20 protein-coding genes are annotated in these 23,172 nt (G+C 47.8%); 10 read left to right on the top strand and 10 right to left on the bottom strand.

What is annotated here, in order from left to right; translation table 11 throughout:
* Positions 1-32: 32 nt before the first annotated feature.
* The 4 genes from mqo to MK185_08590 form a co-directional block, all read right to left on the bottom strand.
* A complete protein-coding gene (gene mqo, locus MK185_08605; GenBank protein MCH2040680.1) occupies positions 33-1,505 on the bottom strand; it encodes a malate dehydrogenase (quinone) in 1,473 nt (490 codons plus the stop codon).
* A 497-nt stretch (positions 1,506-2,002) separates the two neighbouring features.
* Positions 2,003-2,488: a GNAT family N-acetyltransferase gene (locus tag MK185_08600; protein MCH2040679.1), complete on the bottom strand. Its 486-nt coding sequence runs from the start codon at positions 2,486-2,488 to the stop codon at positions 2,003-2,005.
* A gap of 12 nt (positions 2,489-2,500) precedes the next feature.
* A complete protein-coding gene (locus tag MK185_08595) occupies positions 2,501-4,345 on the bottom strand; it encodes an ABC transporter ATP-binding protein/permease (GenBank protein MCH2040678.1) in 1,845 nt (614 codons plus the stop codon).
* Between the two features lie 158 nt (positions 4,346-4,503).
* Positions 4,504-5,136, bottom strand: coding sequence for a hypothetical protein (locus MK185_08590; GenBank protein ID MCH2040677.1), 633 nt, complete (start codon positions 5,134-5,136; stop codon positions 4,504-4,506).
* A 169-nt stretch (positions 5,137-5,305) separates the two neighbouring features.
* On the opposite strand from MK185_08590, the gene MK185_08585 reads away from it, so the two are divergent.
* The 10 genes from MK185_08585 (at position 5,306) to MK185_08540 (ending at position 18,620) form a co-directional block, all read left to right on the top strand.
* Positions 5,306-6,280: a LysR family transcriptional regulator gene (locus MK185_08585; GenBank protein ID MCH2040676.1), complete on the top strand. Its 975-nt coding sequence runs from the start codon at positions 5,306-5,308 to the stop codon at positions 6,278-6,280.
* 107 nt (positions 6,281-6,387) lie between these two features.
* Positions 6,388-8,271, top strand: a complete 1,884-nt coding sequence (locus tag MK185_08580; protein ID MCH2040675.1) for a GAF domain-containing protein — start codon at positions 6,388-6,390, stop codon at positions 8,269-8,271.
* 272 nt (positions 8,272-8,543) lie between these two features.
* Positions 8,544-11,444, top strand: a complete 2,901-nt coding sequence (locus MK185_08575; protein MCH2040674.1) for a TonB-dependent receptor — start codon at positions 8,544-8,546, stop codon at positions 11,442-11,444.
* A gap of 98 nt (positions 11,445-11,542) precedes the next feature.
* Positions 11,543-13,123 carry a hypothetical protein gene (locus tag MK185_08570; protein ID MCH2040673.1) on the top strand — a complete coding sequence of 527 codons (1,581 nt, stop codon included), beginning with the start codon at positions 11,543-11,545 and terminating at the stop codon, positions 13,121-13,123.
* Positions 13,124-13,369: 246 nt separating this feature from the next.
* On the top strand, positions 13,370-14,146 hold the full coding sequence (locus MK185_08565) for a DUF3450 domain-containing protein (protein MCH2040672.1): 777 nt from the start codon (positions 13,370-13,372) through the stop codon (positions 14,144-14,146).
* Positions 14,147-14,158: 12 nt separating this feature from the next.
* On the top strand, positions 14,159-15,535 hold the full coding sequence (locus MK185_08560; GenBank protein ID MCH2040671.1) for a MotA/TolQ/ExbB proton channel family protein: 1,377 nt from the start codon (positions 14,159-14,161) through the stop codon (positions 15,533-15,535).
* 19 nt (positions 15,536-15,554) lie between these two features.
* On the top strand, positions 15,555-16,076 hold the full coding sequence (locus MK185_08555; protein MCH2040670.1) for a MotA/TolQ/ExbB proton channel family protein: 522 nt from the start codon (positions 15,555-15,557) through the stop codon (positions 16,074-16,076).
* A gap of 140 nt (positions 16,077-16,216) precedes the next feature.
* Positions 16,217-16,627: a biopolymer transporter ExbD gene (locus MK185_08550; protein ID MCH2040669.1), complete on the top strand. Its 411-nt coding sequence runs from the start codon at positions 16,217-16,219 to the stop codon at positions 16,625-16,627.
* Between the two features lies 1 nt (position 16,628).
* Positions 16,629-17,267, top strand: a complete 639-nt coding sequence (locus tag MK185_08545; protein ID MCH2040668.1) for an energy transducer TonB — start codon at positions 16,629-16,631, stop codon at positions 17,265-17,267.
* Between the two features lie 12 nt (positions 17,268-17,279).
* Positions 17,280-18,620, top strand: coding sequence for a tetratricopeptide repeat protein (locus MK185_08540; GenBank protein ID MCH2040667.1), 1,341 nt, complete (start codon positions 17,280-17,282; stop codon positions 18,618-18,620).
* 118 nt (positions 18,621-18,738) lie between these two features.
* Here the strand turns inward: MK185_08540 and MK185_08535 are convergent, their stop codons facing one another.
* The 6 genes from MK185_08535 to MK185_08510 form a co-directional block, all read right to left on the bottom strand.
* Complete coding sequence (locus MK185_08535; GenBank protein MCH2040666.1) at positions 18,739-19,446, bottom strand: ABC transporter permease; 708 nt, start codon at positions 19,444-19,446, stop codon at positions 18,739-18,741.
* Positions 19,443-20,153 (bottom strand): ABC transporter permease, encoded by a 711-nt coding sequence (locus MK185_08530; protein MCH2040665.1) that lies wholly within the window; start codon positions 20,151-20,153, stop codon positions 19,443-19,445. Before MK185_08530 ends, MK185_08535 begins: the two co-directional genes overlap by 4 nt.
* Positions 20,154-20,231: 78 nt before the next feature.
* Positions 20,232-20,990 carry an ABC transporter substrate-binding protein gene (locus MK185_08525; GenBank protein ID MCH2040664.1) on the bottom strand — a complete coding sequence of 253 codons (759 nt, stop codon included), beginning with the start codon at positions 20,988-20,990 and terminating at the stop codon, positions 20,232-20,234.
* Between the two features lie 104 nt (positions 20,991-21,094).
* A complete protein-coding gene (locus MK185_08520; GenBank protein MCH2040663.1) occupies positions 21,095-21,868 on the bottom strand; it encodes an ATP-binding cassette domain-containing protein in 774 nt (257 codons plus the stop codon).
* Positions 21,869-22,124: 256 nt separating this feature from the next.
* The gene (locus tag MK185_08515; protein MCH2040662.1) at positions 22,125-22,613 is read right to left on the bottom strand and encodes a DUF4442 domain-containing protein; all 489 of its coding nucleotides are present in this window, start codon (positions 22,611-22,613) and stop codon (positions 22,125-22,127) included.
* A gap of 106 nt (positions 22,614-22,719) precedes the next feature.
* Positions 22,720-23,142, bottom strand: coding sequence for an N-acetyltransferase (locus MK185_08510; GenBank protein MCH2040661.1), 423 nt, complete (start codon positions 23,140-23,142; stop codon positions 22,720-22,722).
* Between the last annotated feature and the right edge of the window lie 30 nt (positions 23,143-23,172).

Genomic DNA, 23,172 nt, shown 5'->3' with positions numbered 1-23,172 from the left:
TCCGTTTTTTTATGCTTTCACTGAGTCTGAGATTAGCCCAGCTGAAGGGTATCGAGCGTTTTTTCACGAACCTTTGTCAGTAACTCGCCATCATCAACCAGCGATTGCCCATAGGATGGGATCAGCTCTTTCAGGCGTTCAGACCAACCGGATTCCATTTTTTCGGAGAAGCATCTTTCCAGGACTTCAATCATTGCCTGCGCCGCCACCGAAGCGCCAGGGGATGCACCTAACAGGGCAGCAATACTGCCATCCTCTGCGGCAACCAGTTCGGTGCCAAATTCCAGTTTGCCTTTGCCCTGTTCGTCTTTTTTGATGATCTGAACACGTTGCCCGGCTGCGGCCAGTGTCCAATCTTCGTCTTTACAGGAAGGGAAGTAATCACGTAAAGAGGCAACCCGTTCGCTGTGAGACTGACGAACTTCGTTGATCAGGTATTTGGTCAGGTCCATATTATGCAAACCAACCGACATCATTGGCATCAGGTTGCTTGGGCTGACAGATTTAAGCAGATCCAGTTTTGAACCTTTCTTCAGGAAGCGCATGGTGAAGCCGGCAAACGGACCAAACAGCAGTGCTGGCTCACCGTTAATAATTCGAGTATCCAGGTGCGGAACGGACATTGGAGGTGCACCAATCGCAGCTTTGCCGTAAACCTTCGCATGGTGTTGTTTTACGATCTCCGGATCTTTACACACCAGCCACTGGCCACTCACCGGGAAACCACCATAGCCGTTGGCTTCCGGAATACCGGATGCCTGAAGCAATGGCAGTGCGCCACCACCGGCGCCAAGGAAAACAAATTTTGCTTGAACCTGGCGTGGGTTGTCACCGTCACGGCTGTTCAGAGTGACCTGCCAGCCATTATCCAGTTTTTTGAACTCGTCCACTTCGTGATTCAGAATCAGCTCGAAGTTATCGTTTTGTTCCAGATTGGCGACCATATTACGGGTCAGAGAACCGAAGTCGACGTCAGCACCGTAGTTAACCCGGGTTGCAGCAACTTTTTCGGCTGGGTCGCGGCCTTCCATAACCAATGGCATCCACTCACGCAGTACTTCATGGTCTTCGCTGTATTCCATATCTTTGAACAGATGATGGGCATTCAGCTTCTCGAAGCGCTCACGCAAGAAAGCAACGTTGTCTTCACCCCAGACAAAGCTCAGGTGCGGTGTGGTGTTAATAAAGTTTGTTGGTTCAGGTAAGCCACCCTCACCAACCAGACTGGTCCACAGCTGCAGCGAAATTTCGAAGTTAGCGTTGATCGTTAATGCACGATCAATTTCGACGCCGTTGTCGCCTTGCGGTGTGTAGTTAAGCTCGCAGTACCCTGCGTGGCCGGTACCGGCGTTGTTCCAGCCGTCGGTGCTTTCATGGGCAACACGGTTCAGGCGCTCTACCATTGCCATGTTCAGGGATGGATCCAGGCGCTTCAGCAGGGTACCCAGTGTGGCGCTCATGACGCCGCCCCCAACCAGAAGCACATCGACTTGTTGCATCGTCATACGTTCCGCCTTTAACTCAAATCAAATCTGGTGCGTTTTGTTGCGTCTCACAGGGTGGCTTTTGGCCAGTTTCATGTGAGTGAGTACGCGAAATCCGGGCTGTTTTATACGGTTACTTTGCGGCTGACAATTGCAAAGCATTCAATGTTTACCAGTATAGTTTCAGTCGCCGTCTTTCCTGAATTATCTGCGCTTATTGGCGTGTGGCCCTTGGCAGATAGTCGCAATCCTGGTCCGTCGTTTGGGTTTACCAACAGACGTCCCCGGTGTTGTCTGTTTGCCTCATTACCGCCTGAACTGTTGCTCTTTCAGGGTGTTTTATGAGGCTGAATTTCTCTGCCGGAGAAGTAAACCGGAGAAGAATTCAGGGCGCGCATTCTAGGGAAAAAACCCTTGTAGGTCAATGATCTGGCTCCTTGTAAAGCGCCAGAAGAGGACAAGATGTTACTGAAGGTGACAGCTTTATGATCAAGGGTTGCTTGCGGTTTGATGGGTGATTAATCGAGGAATTTTTGCCAGAACATGGCGTTACCCATCTCCGGATCCAACTCGTAGCCGGCAAAACCCGATTTGCGATAGCTGGCCTGAGCCGCCAGGTTGCCTTCCAGAACTTCCAGTGTCAGTTTGCAGCAACCACGCTGGCGCGCGACATCTTCAACTTTGTCCATCATCTTCTGAGCGATACCCATACCGCGGCACGCGCTGCTGACAATCACATCGTGGATATTGATCAACGGCTGGCATTTAAAGGTAGAGAAGCCCTGCATGGCATTAATTAAGCCAACCGCATTTCCTTCGGCTATCGCCAGCACCGTAAAGGCATTGGCGACTTTGGCCAACTCAATGGCGAGATTATCGATTACCTGTTGTTTCAGGGCTTCGCCACCGCCCATTGGGTCCTGAGCGTACTGGTTCATCAACTGACCAATAATCTGTTGATGCTCTACATAGTTATAGTCAGCAATAATGATATCTGCTTGCATGTCATCTTATTCCTATTCTTCGCCGATAAACCCGCCGGTCTGGTGAGTCCATAATTGAGCGTAGATACCACCAAGCTCAAGCAGTTGTTGGTGGCTACCTTGTTCAACAACTTTCCCCTGATCCATTACGATCAGTCGGTCCATTGCCGCGATGGTAGACAAGCGATGCGCGATGGCAATGACGGTCTTGTTCTCCATCAGTGTGTAGAGACTTTTCTGGATCGCGGCTTCGACTTCAGAATCCAGCGCTGAGGTGGCTTCATCGAGAATCAGCAGTGGCGCATCTTTCAGTAACACCCGTGCGATGGCAATTCTCTGACGTTGACCACCCGACAATTTAACACCACGTTCGCCTACCTGAGCTTCCAGGCCGCTGTTACCCATCGGGTCGTATAGCTCCTGAATAAACTCGTTGGCTTCGGCTTTTGTGATGGCATCCATGAGTTGCTGTTCTGTGGCATCCGGTCGTCCATAAAGAATGTTATCCCGCACTGACCGGTGCAGTAGGGAGGTATCCTGAGTCACCATGCCGATCTGTGCGCGGAGACTATCCTGAGTCACGGTCTTAATGTCCTGGCCGTCAATGCGAATGCTACCGCTACTGATGTCGTAAAAACGCAGCAGCAGATTCACCAGACTGGATTTACCGGCACCTGAGCGACCAACCAGGCCGATTTTCTCACCCGGTTTGATGTTCAGATTGAGGCCTTCAAATACCGGTTTATCCTGGCCACTCTGTTTACCCGGATAACTGAAGTGGACATTATCCAGTTCAATATGCCCTTGTGTGACTTCAAGTCGGGTGGCGCTATCGGCATCCTCAATGTGTTTTGGCTGCGACAGGGTATTCATGCCATCGGCGACTGTGCCGAGGTTTTCAAACAGAGCACCAACTTCCCACATGATCCACTGGGCCATGCCGTTAATACGCAATGCCAGACTGATAGCGATAGCAATAGCGCCGACGCTGATAGCGTTATCGTGCCACAGCCAGATGGATATGGCGGCAACGGCAAATGCCAGCAGATAATTGATCAGGTTAACGCTGAAATTCAAGCCTGTTGCCATACGCATCTGACGGTGTACGGTTGCCATAAAGTTGTCCATGCTGTCACGGGCATAGCTGGCCTCTCGCTGGGTGTGCGAGAACAACTTGACGGTTTGAATATTGGTATAGGAGTCCACCACCCGGCCAGTCATCGCTGAACGCGAATCGGCTTGTTCAGTGGCAATCTGTTTTAACCGGGGAACAAAGTACATTTGAATCAGGACATAACAGCCCAGCCAAATGACAAACGGAACCATCAGGCGAATATCGGCGGAAGCAACAATGGCCAATACCGCGGTGAAATAAACCAGAATGTACATCAGCACATCAAGTAACTTCATCACCGTTTCACGAATCGACAGTGCCGTTTGCATCACTTTGGTTGCCAGACGACCGGCAAAATCGTCCTGATAGAAGCTCATGCTCTGGCTCAGCAAATACCGATGCCCAAGCCAGCGTATCTTCATTGGGTAGTTACCCAGCAGTGTCTGATGAACCAGCAACGCATGTAGCAAAACGATGGCTGGGAGACCAATAATCACCAGTGCCGACATCCACAGCAGCTTGTCACCTTGTTCATCGAACAACGTCTCTGGGTTTTGTTTGGTTAGCCAATCAACCAAATCACCCATGAAACTGAACAATGTTACTTCCAGTATTGCCAGCAGTGCGGTCAGCACTGACATAACAATCAGTGGTGCCTCCATTCCCTGAGTGTAATGCCGACAAAAAGCATACAGACCAGTAGGGGGTTGGTTGGGATGTTCTGGTGGGAAAGGATTAATGAGTTGTTCAAAAAAGCGCAGCATAACGAGGTAACAGAACTATCAAAATAATCCGGCACAGTAGCCGATAATCTCAGGAATTGTAAGCCTCATGCCCGGCAATCAATGATTGTTGCTGCGGAAACAGAGAGCATGAGCCACTGCAGACCTGCTTAGCGCTGAACACAGATCCGGCGATTAACTCAGATACGAAACGAGCGAATGGATTTGGGCATGCCATGCGGAAGTGGCGCTGGATTATTGTGAGCAACAAGGAACTCAAGTTTGCTGTCGATGACCGGATTCAGATCGGCAATTTGGTTGTTGTCAGCATACAGCTTTTTCAGGTTTTGCATGTCTGCTACGTCGCCAATTTCAGTCACCTTGTTGTGGGTAATAGACAGCGTTTTCAGACTTTGTAACGGACTAATGGGAGAGAAGCTGGAAATCTCATTATGGTTGATCGTCAGAGACGCCAGTGTCTTAAGAGCGGCGACAGGCGCTAAGTCGGTGATGTTGTTATTGGAGAGATTGAGCACCACCAAGGATTGAAATTGCTCCAGACCCGACAGGTCGGAAATGCGACTGTCAGTACATTCAAGAATCTGCAATTGATCAACGGTTTGAACACCGGTTTTCTCGACACAGGATTTTAAGGCAGCGTCGCTGATCAGCGCAGGTTGTACCTGCTTGTCGAGAGCCACAGGCAAAGATGTATCGGGACCTTCTGATGTATCAGAGGTTGCGTCGTTTGATTGGCTTTTGGAGCCTCCACACGCAGTCAGCATAGTAACAACGAGCAGTGACAATCCAGCGTTGACCGGAGAATGTCGCATCAGAATTTACCAATTATTATTTTTGTGGGACTAGAGTATCACAAGGCAGTTTTCAAACCTATATCTGGCGTTAACTGACCGAAATAATCTAAGTGATTGATTTCCAGAGGTAATTACAGATACTCGGCGGAAAAGTTGTTGGCTCAGTGTAAATGGAATGTAAGACGCAATGCTCGATATTAATCAGTTGATGGTATTTATACGTGTGGTTGATGAAGGAAGCTTTACCTCTGCAGGTAAGTCTCTGGGTATGCCAAAATCGCGCGTCAGCCGCATGGTGTCCGATCTTGAAGCCAGCCTTGGTTCGCGTTTACTGCAGCGAACAACACGTCAACTGAGCCTCACTGAGGTTGGCAACGACTATTACAACCGCTGTCGCCATTTGATTCATGAAATTCTCGAAGCACATCAGGTGATCTCTGACCGCGAACATACCCCTCATGGCGTGTTGCGTATTATGGTGCCTATGGTTGCAGGCAGCGGTTCAATGGGACATTTTATTGCCAAGTTCCAGGCATTGTATCCTGAGGTTCGGGTTGAGGTCGTCCATACCGACCGCGAAGTAAATATGATCCAGGAAGGATTTGACATCGGCTTTTTTCTCGGAGAGTTGCCGGATTCCTCGCTGATTGCCCGAGTACTCACCGAAACTGACAGTTTATTGTGCGCCAGTCCAGATTATCTCAAAGAGCATGGCAGACCACAGGTTCCGCAAGACCTGATTTCTCTTAATTGTGTGAAACTGGGGGAAGGGATCCAGCCAGAGATATACAACCTGATTAATACCGAGACGGGTGAAACGATGGAGGTAAAAGTTGAGCCGACCATTGTGACCAATATGATGGCAGGTATGGTGAACAGTATTATCAACAGTGCGGGCATTGGACGGGTACCTTACCTCTTGGCAGGCGAATCGATTCTCAACGGCGATCTGGTGCCGTTGTTCAGCAATTGGGTCAATCGTCCGGAGCCCATCTCACTGGCTTACCCATCGCGCCAGTATTTGCCGAAAAAAGTCCGTATGTTCATCGATTTTATGGTGGATGAAGTTGATGAACTCAATCGCCTGCTTGATGAGCTGCCAACGCCTGAAGAACAGCTATCTGCGTTTTCCAAACGGGTTAAAGCTTCCCAAGGGATCTGATGGTGTTTTCCAACAAGCGACAATCTATTCAATCAATGACCGCAACTGGTATTTAAGGGGTGTCCTGCTAGGCTGAAACTTAAGTATTCGGCGTACGGAAAAAACCTGTGGCGGAAGCAATTTCACTATACTGGTCCGGCTTGTCAGAACAGGCTTCAGACTGCTTACGGGGGCTTGCCGGCGAGCAGGGTTTCAGTCGGTCTGCTGAAGGCGACGCAAGCCTGTGCATTTATGGTCAGGGTGCATCGGTGGATGCAATTGAGCCTTCGCAGAGTGCGGTGATTATTGCCGAACAGTCCTCGCCGTTTTCCGACTCCCCAATTATCGACTTCTTACTACCTTGTGATGCGCCTGTGGCAGTGCTGCGTCAAATTCTCAATCAGGCAATCAGACAGCTGCAGCTGAAACGTGATAACGAGCGGTTTCAGTCGCGAGTTCTATTTCAGCAAGAACAATTTCAGAGACTCATGGATATTGGTCTGGCCTTATCGGCAGAGCAGGATCACCAACGCCTGTTGGAACGGATTCTGGCCGAAGCTCGTCGGTTTGGAGAATGTGATGCAGCGTCAATCTTTCTCGTCGACCGCAGTCATGATGAAGCGGAACTGGTGTTTAAATTGACCCAGAACGATTCACTCGAGGTGGATTTTAAGGAGCAGCATTTCCCGCTGGATGAATCATCCCTGGCAGGCCATTGCGTGTTGTCGGAGGAGATTTTGAATGTCGAGGATGTTTATCAGATCGATCCTGACAGTGGCTTCCATTTTAATCGGGACTTTGACCGTAAAACCGGGTACCGGACCCGATCCATGTTGGTGATTCCGATGCGTACCCACGATGGCAAAATCGTTGGTGTTATTCAGTTTATCAACCGCAAGCGCGCTAATGTTGGTGTGCTGGATCCGACCAAAGCAGAAGAACAAACGCTGGCATTCAGTGCATCTCTGGTAGCGTTATTGAAAGCAATGGCCAGTCAGGCGGCAGTTGCCATTGAAAATAATTTGCTGATTGATCGGGTAAACCAATTGTTCGAGGGTTTTGTGCAGGCGTCGGTTCGTGCCATCGAGCAACGTGACCCCACGACCAGCGGCCACTCATTTCGAGTAGCGGAGCTCACCACATCATTAGCTCAGGCTGCCAGTGATGCGGTTGCTTCAGAGTTTCAAAGTGTTCATTTTTCGCCCCCTGAACTGCGTGAGTTACGCTACGCCGCTCTGTTACATGACTTTGGCAAAGTAGGGGTGCGTGAGCATGTGCTGGTGAAAGCGAAGAAGTTAACCCCTCAGGAACACATGCGCTTTCAATATCGGGTAGCGTTGCAACGGGAAACACTGAAAAATCGCTATCTACAACGACGTTTGGCACTGAGCCGCGGCGGCGAGCTGACTTCAGAAAAAGAGGAACAACTGGCGTTGGAAGAAATCGGCCAGTTACAGCATCTTGAGCAGATGCGCCTGGCTGTTGAGGAAGCGAATGAGCCTAACATTCTTGATGACGGTACTTACGAACATCTGCAACAGGTAAAGGAGCTGATGTTGCAGGATATTGATGGGACGGAAAAGCCACTGCTCAAAGATCGGGAGTTTCTGGCTCTCGCCGTTAAAAAAGGCAGCCTGACACAATCCGAGAGGCTGGAAATTGAAAGTCATGTAAAACACACAATTAACTTCTTAGAGACCATCCCCTGGACGCCGGAACTGTCCGGTATCCCCAAAATTGCCGGAGCCCATCATGAAAAACTGGATGGTAGTGGCTATCCCTACGGCCTGCAGGAACGAGAGATTCCGGTTGGCGCAAAAATCATGACCATCTGTGATATCTTTGATGCGCTGACAGCCTCAGATCGTCCTTACAAACCCGCGCTACCGCTAACAAGGGCGCTGGACATCCTTGGCTATGAAGCCGCTGACAAAAAAATTGATAACGACCTGTACGCGCTGTTCTGCCAGCTGCCCCATCAAATAATCGTGCCGTCACTGAAATCTATCTGACAATTACGCGTCAGCTCGTTTCGGTTTTCTGTAATTTTACTGTCACATTTTCGCAACATACTGCCCGCCATTAATGTGCAGGTCAGCATCGGCCTGCCTGAATCCTGGTATTCCTTTTAGGGGGCAAAATGAAACGCAATCGACTATTGCTGGCAATGGCTTCAGCAATGCTGGCTTCAAGCGTTATGGCTGGCGAAGCGGTTTTCTACGTAACTGAAGATGGTGAAGCGGTACAGGATCTGGCTGTATCGGTTAACGGTAAGAAAAAGCTGGTGGGCAAATCCGGTTTCGTTTCTTTTGCTGTTCCGGCTGGTAGTCACAGTGTGGAGCTGTCTCAGTATGGTGAATTTTTGGGTGAGTTCGATTTCGCAACTGCCACTGCAGATCAGAATGCAGAAATTCAGGTAGAGATGATTGGTGGTGAAGCCCTGCCGGAAGTAAATCTGTATACGCCGGGTCAGGAGCAAGCTGCTGCGTTAGGTCAGATTTCCGGATACCTGGAGTCTGAAGACACCGGTGGTGCGATTTCCGGTGCACGTATTTCTGTTACTGGTACTGAACAAGCGGTTGTTACCGATGAAGATGGTTTCTTCTCATTCGAATTACCCCGCGGTGAGTACGATCTGGTTATCTCCGATCCGAATTACGGTAAGCGTGATGTGAGTGGCGTTCGTGTCATGAGCAACGTGAACACCGGCGTTAATTTAAACCTGAGCCTGGAAGGTGAAGGTGTTATCGAAGAAGTGGTTGCTGTTGGTTCTTATATTCCTTCAACAGCCACTGCTCAACAACGTGACGCCTCTGCAGTACTTGATGCAATTGGTTCAGAACAGTTTTCTCGATTCGGCGATTCTAACGCTGCTTCTGCATTAAAACGTGTCACTGGCGTGACGGTAGCTGATGGTAAGTATGCGGTTGTTCGAGGTTTGAATGAACGTTATACCTCTGTTTTATTTAATGGTGGGATGGTACCAAGCCCAGACCCTACACGTCGGGTAGTTCCTCTGGATCTTTTCCCTTCCGGTATTATTTCTTCCGTAAATGTTGAAAAAACTGCTGTTGCAAATAGGCCAACCGATGCTGCTGGTGCAACGATTGATATTTTAACAAAAGACGCACCGGAAGAGTTTGAAGGAAAGTTATCTGTTTCTCTTGGCTATACCGATGGAACAACTGGGGAATCAGTCAATGCTCAAAAGACATCTGGTAATGAATTCCTTGGTTTTGGTAGTTCAGACCGAGATCTTTCTTCCTCAGCGAAAAACCTAACCGGTGAAGCTTTAGGAAAGGACGGTGCAGATACTCTCGAATTATCACAATGGAAAACCGCCAAAAAGGATATCTCTCCTGATGTCGGCATCGAATTGAGTTTAGGCGATTTAATTGCTGAGACTGAGACCGGAACAGTCGCTTACAAGGTTACTGGTCGTTACTCTAATAGCTGGGAATACAACGAAACTGACCGGGCAAACTACCAAGCAGCGAGTCGAACGAAGGTTCAGGAAGCCGATGAATATATTCAGTATCGCTTGGTTAATCTTATTGATCTAAGCTTTGGTGGAACATTATCTTTGGTCTCTGATAATTACACCATAAACTCTAATACATTAATGCTGCGCCAAACACAGGCAGATAATGTTGAAGAAGTTGGTGTTCGAGGTGAAGACCGAGACTTTGTGATTGAACGCGAGTACACATGGCAAGAGCGCAAGTTCTTCACACAACAATTTGTTGGTGAACATTTCTTTGATGATTTCTATGGTGCTGAATTAGGCTGGGGCTTAACTCTGGCAAATGCGTCGATGTACGTGCCAGACAGTCGTTCTTATCGCTTGTTTGATGCAGATGTTAACAACCCGATTGATAATAGCTTTAATCCACTGGCTGATGATCGAAGCGCAACATCCGAAATCGATTTTTCTACGAAGCCTAAGCGTGACTGGACGGATTTGGATGATGATTCTGTTCATTTCAGGTTAGATGGCCTGATTAATTTGATCGAAGAATCTGAATATCAATTAAAGCTGGCCAGTGGTCTTAGTGTATTAACCCGAGAGCGTGACGTTGAAAGTCATTCCTTTCAATATGACCGTGAAACAGCTTTACCTGAAGCTGTTAGAGCAGAGCAAGATATCGCCAACGTATTAACAAATAAAAACTTCGAGGCAGGTTACTTCAGCGTACGTAATAATTCTGATGACAATGCTTCTTACACAGGTAATTGGGATTATTCTGCTTTATATCTGATGCCAACGCTGGAGTGGTATGACGTATTTACTGTCGAACTGGGTGTTCGCTTGGAAGACAGTAAGATGGATATAAAAACTGCAGGCGATACACCAACCATTGCAAAGATCGAGGATAATGATGTTTATCCTAGTTTGAATAGTACTTACTCCGTTACTGAAGACTCCCAGGTTCGATTCGCTTTTAGCACTGCTGTTAACAGACCTGACTTCCGTGAAGTTGCACCTGCCCAGTTTACAGACTCAGTTTCAGGTGATCGGTATGTTGGTAATGAATCATTAACAGAGTCTACTGTGACAAGTCTTGACTTACGTTATGAGTATTATTTTTCAGACGATGAAAGTATTAACGTCGCTATCTTCAGAAAAGACTTCGAAGATGCCATTGAACGAACTTCTACCGTTATTTCGGGTAGCTCAAATGATGTCTTATATTCGTTTGATAATAATGGTGATGCATACGCCCAGGGAATCGAGTTTTCAGCATCGAAGAGTATTGATACCGAAAATATAGGATATCGATTAACAGGTAATTTTGCTTACTTCGACACCGAAATTGATATCTTTACTGATTCCGGAAATTTCGATCGGAGCCGTCGAATGCAGGGGCAGCCGGATATGTTGGGTAACCTACAGGTTGCAATGGATGAGCTTGAGTCCGGGCGCGAATATACATTGGTTGTTAACTACACGGGTGAGAGTTTAAGTGCTGTAACTACCAGCGATGTTCTCAAGGATGAATTCAGAGAGCCAAGAATGGTTGTTGATGCAAACTTTAAGCAGCCATTGCTTGACGATCAATTGGCTCTAAAACTATCTCTAAAAAATATTACTGATTCTGAAGTTAAGGAAACTCAAGGTGGATCTTTGACCAAGAGCTATAAGCCAGGTCGCGAGATTAACCTGAGCCTTTCTTACCAGTTTTAATATTTCTGTATTCGTCACATAAACGTCATATGCTGCGCATAATATTGCGCAGCAATTAAAATTTAGACATTAATATTGCCTTAATAAGGAAGATTCTAATGAAACAAGAACTGCTGAAAGCTTTATCTGTAAGCCTGTTGGCTGCAGCTGTTGTTGGTTGTGGTAGCGACGACAATAGTGATAACAATAAAGATGATAATAAAGGTGGTGGCAACGCTGCAGAATACAATACCAGCGCTAACCCTAACTTCACTTTTGACCAAACGACTTATGTAGGTGCTGTAGATCCAGCGGCAACTACTGAGTGGTACAGCTTCGCGCTGCCGGGTTCTTACCCTGCAACTGCTGCGGCAATCGATACTGCTTCAGGTTCAGCAGGTACATTCACTCCGAATGTTACTTATTCTCCAAGCATGGCTGGTATTACACCTGCAACTGCATGTCCTTCAATCGCTGGTGACCTGGTTGAGGTTCAGCAATCAGAAAGCACTGCAACGGTTACTTTAGATGGCAAACAATTCGTTGTGTGTGAAGTCTCAGGCACACTGACTTCAAATGCGACTCTGAACAACAATGTTGTTTGGTCTATGGTTGACCGTGTGAATGTTGGTAATGGTAATGGTGCGCAAACCTCATCTACTAAATTTGCAAACGTTACTTTGACCGTGGAAGCTGGTACTCAAATGATGAACAAAGCAGGTTCATCACTTGTAGTTACTCGTGGCTCGAAAATCATGGCTGAAGGCACAGCATCTCAGCCTATTGTAATGTCTGGTATCACTACCACAGATAACTTTGGTGCTGATGAAGAGTGGGGCGGTTTAGTTCTGCAAGGTTATGCCTACCATAACAAATGCGGTGATTTCAAAACTGAAACTGTATGTAACATCGCTGGTGAAGGTGCGTCTGGATTCTTTGGTGGCTTCGATAACTCAGATAGCTCTGGCTCACTGAAATACGTAATCGTAACAGAGGCTGGTCTTGAGATTGCCAATGGTGATGAGCTGAATGGTATTGGCTTTATGGGTGTTGGCTATGGCACAACCATCGACTATGTCCAGGTACACAACAATAAAGACGACGGTGTTGAATTCTTCGGCGGCGCTGTAGATGCTAAACACTTAGTTCTGACGGCAATTCGCGATGACAATATCGACTGGGACGAAGGTTACGTTGGTAACATTCAATATGCACTGATTGTTCAGACTCAAAACCAGAGTAAATCTAGCAACCATACATTTGAAATGGATACTGCTGGCGATGCAAATGAATCTGACTACCAAGAGTCTAACCCGACAGTTGCAAACGTGACTGCTATTGCTGACCTTAGCACTGCTACTTACGGTGCAGGTAACATTGGTGATGGCATCCACTTGAAGAAAGGTTCTGAGGGTGTATTTGTAAACACTTTGATTGTTGGTGATATCGACAAGTGTGTTTATATCGATGATGACACTGTTCAAAGTACTGTGGCAAAAGCTAACAGCAACGCTATCGATAAAGCATTCGTTAACGTTTACTGTGGTACTACCGCTACTTTGGAGAACGGTTCTAGTTACACTTTAGGTAGTCTGAACTCTCTGACTTCTGTAACTCTGAATGACAATCTGGCTGAAACTGCTATTGGTGCAGTATCCGCTAATATCGCTTCTGTTGAAGTTGACGGAACTGCTAAGTAATTCAAACTTACTGAATGACTGAACGCTGATAACCCCATCCTCACTTGAGGATGGGGTTTTTTTATTGCCTGTATTTCTAATCGTTTTTCACCTTATTTCCCGTTTAATTTGTCCCCAATAAAGCCTGTCATATATCTGAAATCTAACTGTCATGTCACATAAGTGTCACAGAACTGCAGTATCGTGCGCTCTGAATTTGGGGGCCTGCCAATGCAGGCAAAGAACAGTTTTAACGGGTAAAGAATTATGCCTACGCAACTGCGAACTCGTAATATCCTGGCAGCCGCTGTATTAACCGCAGGTGTTACTTTCGGTGCAACTGCAGCCAACGTTGATAGCGCTCTGGATAAAGGCGTTAAGCGCGTAAACAAAGCGCAGCAGTCTCAGCAAAAAATCGACAACATCGATAACAGTATTCGTTCCAGTGAGCGTGAATACCGCGGACTGGTAAAAGAAGTTGAAGGGCTGAATGTATATGTAGAACAGCTGAATAAGCAGCTGGCGGCCCAGGAAAAAGAGCTGGTTTCAATCGAAGCCAGTATTAAAAACGTGACGCTGGTTGAGCGTCAGATCACGCCATTGATGCTGCGTATGATTGATGCGGTGGATCAGTTTGTGCGCGCCGATGTGCCGTTTCTGAAAGAAGAACGTGCTGAGCGTGTTGAAAAGCTGAAGCGCATGATGGGCCGCAGTGACGTCACGGTTGCGGAAAAATACCGCAAGGTTATGGAAGCCTATCAGGCAGAAATCGATTACGGTCGCACCATCGAATCTTACCGCGGTACGCTGGATGTGAACGGTCAGCAACGTGAGGTAGATTTCCTGCGCGTTGGTCGTATCTCTCTGATGTACCAATCTCTCGACGGTCAGGACCTGGGTGTCTGGAACACCGTAAACAATGCCTGGGAAACATTAGACCCAGCTTACAAGAGCAAGCTGATGGCGGGTATTCGTATCGCCCGTGAGCAGGCTGCTCCGGATCTGATCAAAGTGCCGGTTGCTGCACCATTGGCTGCAAACTAAGAGGAAAATGTCATGAAAATTAAAGCATTATTTTTATCTGCCGCTCTGGCATTTTCTTTCAGTCCAGCCACTCAGGCTACCGATTCTGTATCTGTTGATGAGCTGCTGAATCTGGTTAAACAGGGACAGGCACGTGATGATAAAGAGTTCAATCAACGTCTGACTCGTTTCAACCGCTCTAAGGCTGAGCAGGAGCGTATGGTTGCAGAAATGACTGCAGAGCGCGCGCGTCTGGAAAGCCTGAGTGCGCAAAAAGAAAAACAATTTCAGGAAAATGAAACCAAAGTTGCCGATGCTCAGGAGCGTCTGACTAACCGTTTAGGTTCGTTAAAAGAATTGTTTGGTGTGCTGCAGCAAGTGGCTGGCGATACCAAGGCGGTATTTGAAGGCTCTGTGGTTTCCAGCGAATTACCCGGCCGTAATGAATTCCTGACTAACTTGATTAAAACCGCGGGTTCTTCTTCTGAATTACCGTCGATTGATCAGCTGGAACGTCTGTGGTTTGAAATGCAGCGTGAAGCGACGTTCTCTGGTCGTATCGCACAATATAACGCTGATGTGGTTATGCCTTCCGGTGAAACGGTTAAAAAAGAGGTGATCCGTGTTGGTGGCTTTAACGTTGTATCCAACGGCAACTACATTAACTGGGATCTGGAGTCCGCACGTCTGGTAGAACTCGATAAGCAACCGGGTTCCCGTTACAACGGTCCGGCGGCCGAATTAGCAGGCACCTCCGGTTCCGCTCTGACCGGTTTCTGGATCGATCCTTCCCGTGGTCAGTTATTAAAAATTATGGGCCAGTCGCCTGAGCTGGGTGACCGTGTAGATCAGGGCGGTGTGGTTGGTTACATCATTCTGGGTCTGGCCGTTATCGGTATTCTGTTGGCGGTATGGCGCATGATTGTTCTGTTCGCTGAGCGAAGCCGTGTTTACAAGCAAATGCAATCGGACACACCGGACGAAGGCAATTCACTGGGCCGTGTCATGGCGGTATTTAAAGCCAACCAGAGCGCTGACACTGAAACACTGGAATTACACCTGGGCGAAGCGATTGCCGCAGAGATTCCTCGTCTGACGCGCGGTATCGGCTGGATCAAAATCATCTCTGTCGTGGCACCACTGCTGGGTCTGCTGGGTACGGTAACCGGCATGATCGATGTATTTGAAACCATGTCTCTGTTCGGCACGGGTGATCCGAAACTGATGGCCGGTGGTATTTCTCAGGCACTGATGACCACGGTTCTGGGTCTGGTTGCAGCAATTCCATGTGTATTCCTGCATACCTTAACCAACAACCGCTCTCGTGAACTGATGATGATTCTGGAAGAGCGCGCCACCGGTATCCTGGCGCGTCAATCTGAACAGCAAACGTCTGCGAAAGCAGCTTAATAGCGGATTGGTGAGATAGATGTTCACTGAAATTTACGAACCGGTCTATCTGTTTATGGAGCGTGGAGGAATCATCCTCTACGGCATCTTCGGACTGATTTTTATCCTGTGGCTACTGATTTTAGAGCGTGTGGTGTTCTTCTCTTTTGTACACCGTTCTGATTTGAAAAAAGCCGTTTCAGAATGGGAAGGCCGTGCAGAGCGTACTTCCTGGCATGCCCATCAGATTCGTCAGGATCTGATCGGCAAGCTCAGCAGCGATCTGACTGCCAACATGAGCACCATCAAAATGGCGATTGGCCTGGCACCGTTATTCGGTTTGTTAGGCACAGTAACCGGCATGATCGAAGTTTTCGATGTGATGGCGTTTATTGGTAACGGCAGTCCGAAAGCGATGGCATCCGGTATTTCCAAAGCAACGATTCCAACCATGGCAGGTATGGTTGGCGCCATCACCGGGGTATTCGCCCAATCGTTATTAGACCGTTACATCAAGCGTGAAAAAATTCACCTTGAAGACCAACTAACTTTTGACCACTAAGTAAAGGGAGCTACCTGCGTTGCTGCTATGGCGTTAAAAATTTCTCGAAATTTTTGTCTTGTATCAACTGCCTCGGAAATGCTCCTTAAACAAAGGTTATAGGCACTGAATCAGAAGTGCTTAAAAATGAGAATGAAATTATGAGACGTAGTTTTTCAAACATCGCTCAGGAAGCTGAAGACGGCGAAATCGACATCACTCCAATGTTGGACGTGGTTTTTATTATGCTGATCTTCTTTATTGTTACCGCTTCTTTTGTAAAAGAATCCGGTATTGAAGTGAATCGTCCGGATGCCAGCACTGCGCAAGCTAAGCCACGTGCCAACATTCTGATTGCGATTAATGACATTGGTGAAATCTGGATTGATAAACGCCGGGTGGATGAATCTCAGGTTCGCGCCAATATCGAGCGTTTACGTGCTGAGAATCCACAAGGTTCGGTGGTTATTCAGGCTGACGAAGAAGCCAAGACGGCTAAATTGGTTGCGGTAATGGATGCTGCGCGGGCAGCTGGTGTCTTCGACGTGTCGTTGTCCACGGAGGCAAACTAGCATGTTGCAGTCCTCCCTGGTTCGTTTTGGTTCAGCGCTGGCGGTTGCCGGTGCAGCAACCTTCGCGGTGTTTTGGGTGATGCAAAGCCTGATCAGCAGCGGAGGCTCGGTACTGAATGAACAGGATTTCGGTCGCATTGAGAGTTTTGTAATGCAAAAGCCGGATGATGACGTTCAGACCAAAGAGCGCAAACCACAAAAGCCACCGGCGCCGCCACAAGAGCCGCCAAAACCGGATATGCCAGCGCCGGATCTGGCCCAGGCATCGACCGACGGTTTTGATATTGGTGGTTTTGATATTGGCACTGACCTAAATGTTGATGCCGGTTTAGGTGGCGGTTCAGGGGATGGTGAATATTTGCCCATCGTCAAAGTTGCGCCCACCTATCCACGACGCGCTGCGCAAAAAGGCATCGAAGGTTATGTGGTGGTTGAATTTACCGTATCCAAGCTGGGTACTGTGATTAACCCAATGGTGATCGAAGCGGATCCAGCAAATATTTTTAATCGCGCTGCGTTAAATGCCGCGAAGAAGTTTAAGTACAAGCCAAAAATCGAAAATGGAAAAGCCATCGAAGTGACCGGTGTGCGTAACATTATTCGCTTTGAGCTTGATAAAAGCAGCAAAAAGAAAAGGTAACAGGAGGCCGTTATGAAATTTCCGGTTGCTACCGTGTCATCAAAAGCTCTGTCTGTAAAAGCACTCGTCGCCATGATATTGGTGCTGATTTTTGCGACAGCGCCCGTCAGTCAGATTCAGGCCGCTCAATCGGGCGGTGAAAATGCTGAGAAGCAGGTTGAAAAAAAGAAGAAGCGTCGCGTAAAGCGCGCTCAGACTTTACGGCCGAAAATCTACAAGAAGCTTGAAGAAGCTCGTGTACTGGCGGACGAAAAAAAATACGATGAAGCCTTGGGAAGTCTGACGTCTCTGGAAAAGCGTAAGCGTAACAGTTATGAAAAAGCGATGACGCATAATATGTTCGCTTACGTTTACTTTAACCAGGAAAACTACGACGCTGCAATTCAGTCGTATGAAAAGGTGGTTGCGAGTAAGAAAATTCCTGACAGCCTGATGCAGGGCACGTTATACAGTATTGCCAAGCTGTATCTGATGCAGGAAAACTATCAAGCAGCACTGAAACCGCTGAATGAATGGTTCTCTCTGGTTGAAAAGCCAAGCGGTGAAGCACACATTTTACGTGCTCAGATTTATTTCCAACTCGAGCAATACCAAAAAGCGTTGCCAGACGTAAAAGTGGCGATTGCCGGTGAAAAAGCCAAAGGCAAAAATCCACGTGAAAACTGGCTGATGCTGGAACGTGCGGTGTATTACCAGAATAAAGACTTTAAAGCGCTGGCACGTTGTCTTCAGGATCTGGCAACGCTGTACCCAAAGGCTCAGTACTGGGTGCAGCTGGCGGCGGTGTACAGTGAATTAAATATGCCATTAAAGGAACTGTCAGCGCTCGAAGCGGCACACGAGCAGAACCTGCTCACCAATGAGTCTGAACTGGTAAATCTGGCCCAGGCTTTGTTAGGTCAGGAAGTACCTTATAAAGCGGCTCAGATTATGGCTGATGGTATGAAAGCCGAGCAGATCGAGATTAATGCGAAAAATCTGTCGCTGTTAGGTGATGCGTGGATGATTGCTAAAGAATACGACAACGCCATCAAGGTTATGACTCAGGCGGCTAAAATGTCATCCTCCGGTAAAGACTTCTACAAACTGGCACAAATTCATACCGAGCGCCAGGAGTGGGATGAGGCACTGAGCAATGTCGACTCAGCGTTGAATGATGCAGACTTTAAAAAGAAGGCCGATGCTCAGGTGTTGCGTGGATTGGTTCTATTTAATCTCGATAACCTAGCGGATGCCCAGGGAGCATTTGAAGCGGCTTCTGAGTTTGAAAGCGCTGAGAAAATGGCAAACCAATGGTTAGCTTACATCGAAGGTGAGCGTAAACGCCGCGAATATATGGCAGGCACGTTATAAGCCATCGTAATAGCGTAATCATGGTTATGCATCATGGGTTACAGAGCACTTATCTGTAGCGCATACAAAAACACCCCTTACGTCGCAGACGCAAGGGGTGTGATAGGTTTCAGAAAACCTATTTTGCCGTATCCGGATTATAAAATTGATAGCGATTAATTTTATGCTCCAGTAATTTAAAACAGCCAATCATCACTGCAGCAATAATTAAGTACACCATGCCTGCAGCAAAGAACATTTCCAGTGGCGTGTAAGTACGGGCAATAATGGTCCGGGCCATGCCAGTCAGATCCAGTAGTGTGATGGTTGAGGCCAGAGCACTGCCTTTCAGCATCAGTAATAACTCGTTGCCATAGGCTGGGAATACAATACCAAATGCACGCGGCAGGATAATTCGGCGAATCATAGTTGGCTTGCTCATGCCCAGTGCCTGGGATACTTCAATCTCACCTTTTGGAATCGCCTGAATGGCACCTCGGATTAGTTCAGCACTGTAGGCCGCGGTATTCAGTGAAAAAGCAATAATGGCACACCAATATGGTTCACGCAGAATCGGCCATATCCAGGATTCTTTAACCACGTCAAACTGTGAAGCACCGTAATAAATCAGGAAGATTTGTACCAGCAGAGGCGTGCCACGAAAGAAGAAAATATAACCCACCGGAAGAACACGTAACCAGACATTTTCAGACGCACGCATTAATGCCAGAGGCACGGCGAGAAATACACCAATCAAACCTGAAACAAAAACCAGCTCCAGTGTTAACCAGGCGCCTTCCATCAGTTTTGGCAGGTACTGCCAGATAATTTCCCATTCCCAGTTCATACTTTACCTCCGCTGAGTTTGGCCTGTTGGTATTGCTCCGGTTTACTCAGACGCTCAAGATACGTCGTTACGAACGTCGCAATTAATGTCAGGCCCAGATACAGCACTGCCGCAGCCAAATAAAAATCAAAAGGCTGTTTGGTGTTCGCAGCCCCGACCGCGGCCTGACGCATTAATTCGTTTAAACCCACTACCGAAACCAGCGCAGTATCCTTTAATAAAACCTGAAATAAATTGCCCAGACCGGGCAGGGAATAACGCCACAATTGCGGCATAATAATGCGGAAAAAAGTCTGGATGCGAGTCATACCAATAGCCTGGGCAGATTCCCACTGACCTTTTGGAATTTCCAGCATTGCCATGCGGAATACTTCGGTGGCGTAGGCACCAAAAGCGATCGCCAGTGCAGCAACACCGGCGGCAAATGGTCCGACTTCAATATACTCGTCGTAGCCAAAGTAGCCCGCAATCCACAGTAAAATCTGTGACCCGCCAAAATACAGAGTCAACACCAGTAACAGTTCAGGTACACCCCGGACAACGGTGGTGTAAGTTGTGGCGATACCGCGGGCAATACGATTGTTTGAAAGTTTTGCTGAAGCACCAATCAAGCCGATGATCAGACCAATAACAAGGCTGGCGAGTGCCAGTTGTATCGTCATCCAGGCGCCGCTGAGCAGCAAATGGCCAAAGCCTTGTAGATCCATAGTGGAATCCTGCAGATAAATGAAAAAAATCAGCCCGACTCCTGTTAAGAAGCCGGGCTGATTTTTGTTCAGTGGAACTTAGTAAATGTCGAACGGGAAGTATTTAGCGTTAATTTTTGCGTAAGTACCGTTGTCCACAATGGCTTTAATTGCAGCGCTCAGTTTGCCTTTAAGCTTGTCGCCCTTACGGACTGCGATACCAATCTTATCGTCGATATCGATGTCTGCGCCTTTAAATTCAAAGCCTTTTCCGTCTTCAGTACGCAGCCAGTCATAAGCAGGGAATTTATCGGACAGGATTGCATCCAGACGACCAGAGTTCAGATCCAGATAAGCATTATCCTGAGTGTCATACAGTTTGACGTTCACTACGTCAGCGTAAACATCTTCCAGACGCTGACCAGCAATAGTGGCACGCTGGGCACCAACAGTCAGGCCTTTCAGACCTTCTTTGGTTGTCTCGAGTGTTTTACCTTTGGGAGCAACAAATGCCAGTACGTTGGAGTAGTATTTTTCAGAGAAGTCGACAACACGAAGACGCTCTTTGGTGATCGACATTGAAGCAATGATGGCATCGTATTTACGTGCGCGCAGACCCGGAATGATGCCGTCCCAGTCCTGGGCAACAATTTCACATTCTGCCTTCATTTCTGCGCACAGAGCGTTGGCGATATCTACATCGAAACCAATCAGCGCACCATTCTTGTCAACCATATTGAAGGGGGCGTAAGCACCTTCCGTCGCGATACGAATCTTATCTGCAGCCAGCGTTGCTGGTGCAGAAATTAGAGAAGCCAGTACGATACCGGCAGTCATCAGTTTACGGATCATATTCATTCCTCAGAGTGTTATTTGCTTTCAAGCTATTATTAAGCGCCAATCAGGCTGGCGCGATGTATTTCAACAACAGCGACTACCACATTGCCTGTTGCACCAACAGATTACTGGTGACTGGCCATAAAGTCGCGGACACGCTGCGACTGTGGGTTATCGAATACCTGTTCCGGTGTGCCGATCTCTTCGATCTGGCCCTGATGTAAGAATACCACTTTACTCGATACTTCCCGGGCAAAGCGCATTTCATGAGTTACAATCAGCATCGTTCGGCCTTCAGCGGCGAGGTCACGCATTACCGCCAGCACTTCGTTCACCAGCTCGGGATCGAGTGCTGATGTTGGCTCGTCAAACAACAAAACCTGTGGTTCCATGGCCAGGGTGCGGGCGATGGCTACACGTTGTTGCTGACCACCTGACAGATTGCCTGGATAAACGCTTTCTTTGTCAGCCAGGCCGACTTTTTGCAGCAATTCGCGTGCTCGTTCAATGGCTTCAGCTTTTGGCAATTTCAGAACGTTGATCGGCGCTTCAATGATATTCTGCAGGATGGTCATGTGTGGCCACAGATTAAACTGCTGGAACACAAACCCCAGTCGAGAGCGCATATTCTCCAGCTGCTTATGATTGCTGGCATCCAGCTCACCTTGCTTGTTGACTGCCAGACCTAACTCTTCACCGCCAATGAAGATCTTGCCCTTATTAGGCTTCTCAAGCAGGTTGATACAACGTAGCAGGGTACTTTTGCCTGAGCCGCTGGAACCGAGAATGGAGATTACGTCGCCGGTATTGGCTTCCAGGCTGACACCTTTCAGAACATCAAGTTCACCATAGGATTTATGGATGTCTGTCAGTTGAAGGGCCGTTTTCGAGTCGTTCATTCACACTATGCCGTAAGTTACTGGAATCTGGAAAGTTATCTGACCAGTTCGTCAAAACCCGCTATTGTCGGCGGTAACTGCTGAGAACACAATACGCAGAAGCCGCAAGTGTGTGTGACATTGTCGCTAATGTGCAGAAAATGGTCGCGAGCGACCTGAGATAGGAAAAATCGGGCGATTCGTTAATATTTGCTGACATTTTATGCGCTGGTAAGGTCAACACCCGGCATGCAAGCCGGGTACTGATTACGAGGCTTTATTTCTTCTTCGGCGTCCAGGCCCAAACCATCGTTGCTTTAACGGTTTCGGTGCCGGTGGCGTCAGTAATAACAACCGGTACTGAGATATCACCTTTTGGGTTGTCTTGAATAAATTGCAGTTGTTCATCTGAAAAACTGGCAACAGCTTTCATATCGCCAGTAGCACGCTTTTGATATTCCAGTTCCATGGTGCGGATTACAATAATGCGATCATCAGGAACCGTCATGCCGGTCATAAAGCCGGTGGCGGACTCTGCCAGCAGTCCCATGGCGGCCGCGTGAACTGAGCCAATGTGGTTCTGAACCTTCTTTTTATTGCGCATCACGATGACACATTCGTTCGGTGTCAGTTTTTCAACGCGGGTACCAGAGGTACCGGCAAAAGGAATGACTCTGCCCATTACGAAGGACAGGGCTGGCGTTTGCCAGGACTTTGGTAGCTTCTGAACGAAGCCAACGACTTTACTGAGTTTGTTGTTAGCCATAGCGGATGTCTTCTGCTTAATCTGATTTCAATGGTATTGCTGAATGTTTCTGCACATGCATAAACAAGGTGGATCACACGTGAAACAGCGGCGGAGTCTATCCGAGTTATGGCTGGCTTACCATGACTTGAATGCCGCTGTGATGGCGTCGGATTTGCCGCAATAGCTGTTGCAGTTCGGAGCAAAGCTGTTGTTGGTCGTAGCAAACGAACCCGTACTTGAGATAAAAAGCATCGAGATGCGGAAGCGGAAACGTAACGATTGGTTTGCTGAGCTTCAGCCGTGGCAATTGTTGCAACAGCGAACCGGCCAATCCCTGCTGACGATTCGATGGCAGTGTGCATAGATTGCGCAGTAGCCAATGTTGAGGGTACTCCACTAACCGGGCTCCGCAAACTAACTCTTCCTGTTGCTGCAGACCAATCAAACGATTATGGGGCGCAGCGCGCCCCTTATCATGACTGATTTTATAAAGGCGGTTCAGTGCTGCGACCGAAGCATTCTCAAGGAAAGTGGCACGAGTGTTCATATTGGCTCATGACGTCCTTTAAAGGTGTTA

The sequence above is a fragment of the Saccharospirillaceae bacterium genome, from assembly GCA_022448365.1.
Taxonomy (GTDB): Bacteria; Pseudomonadota; Gammaproteobacteria; order Pseudomonadales; family Oceanobacteraceae; genus Bacterioplanoides.
This window is presented reverse-complemented; position numbering and strand designations above follow the sequence as displayed.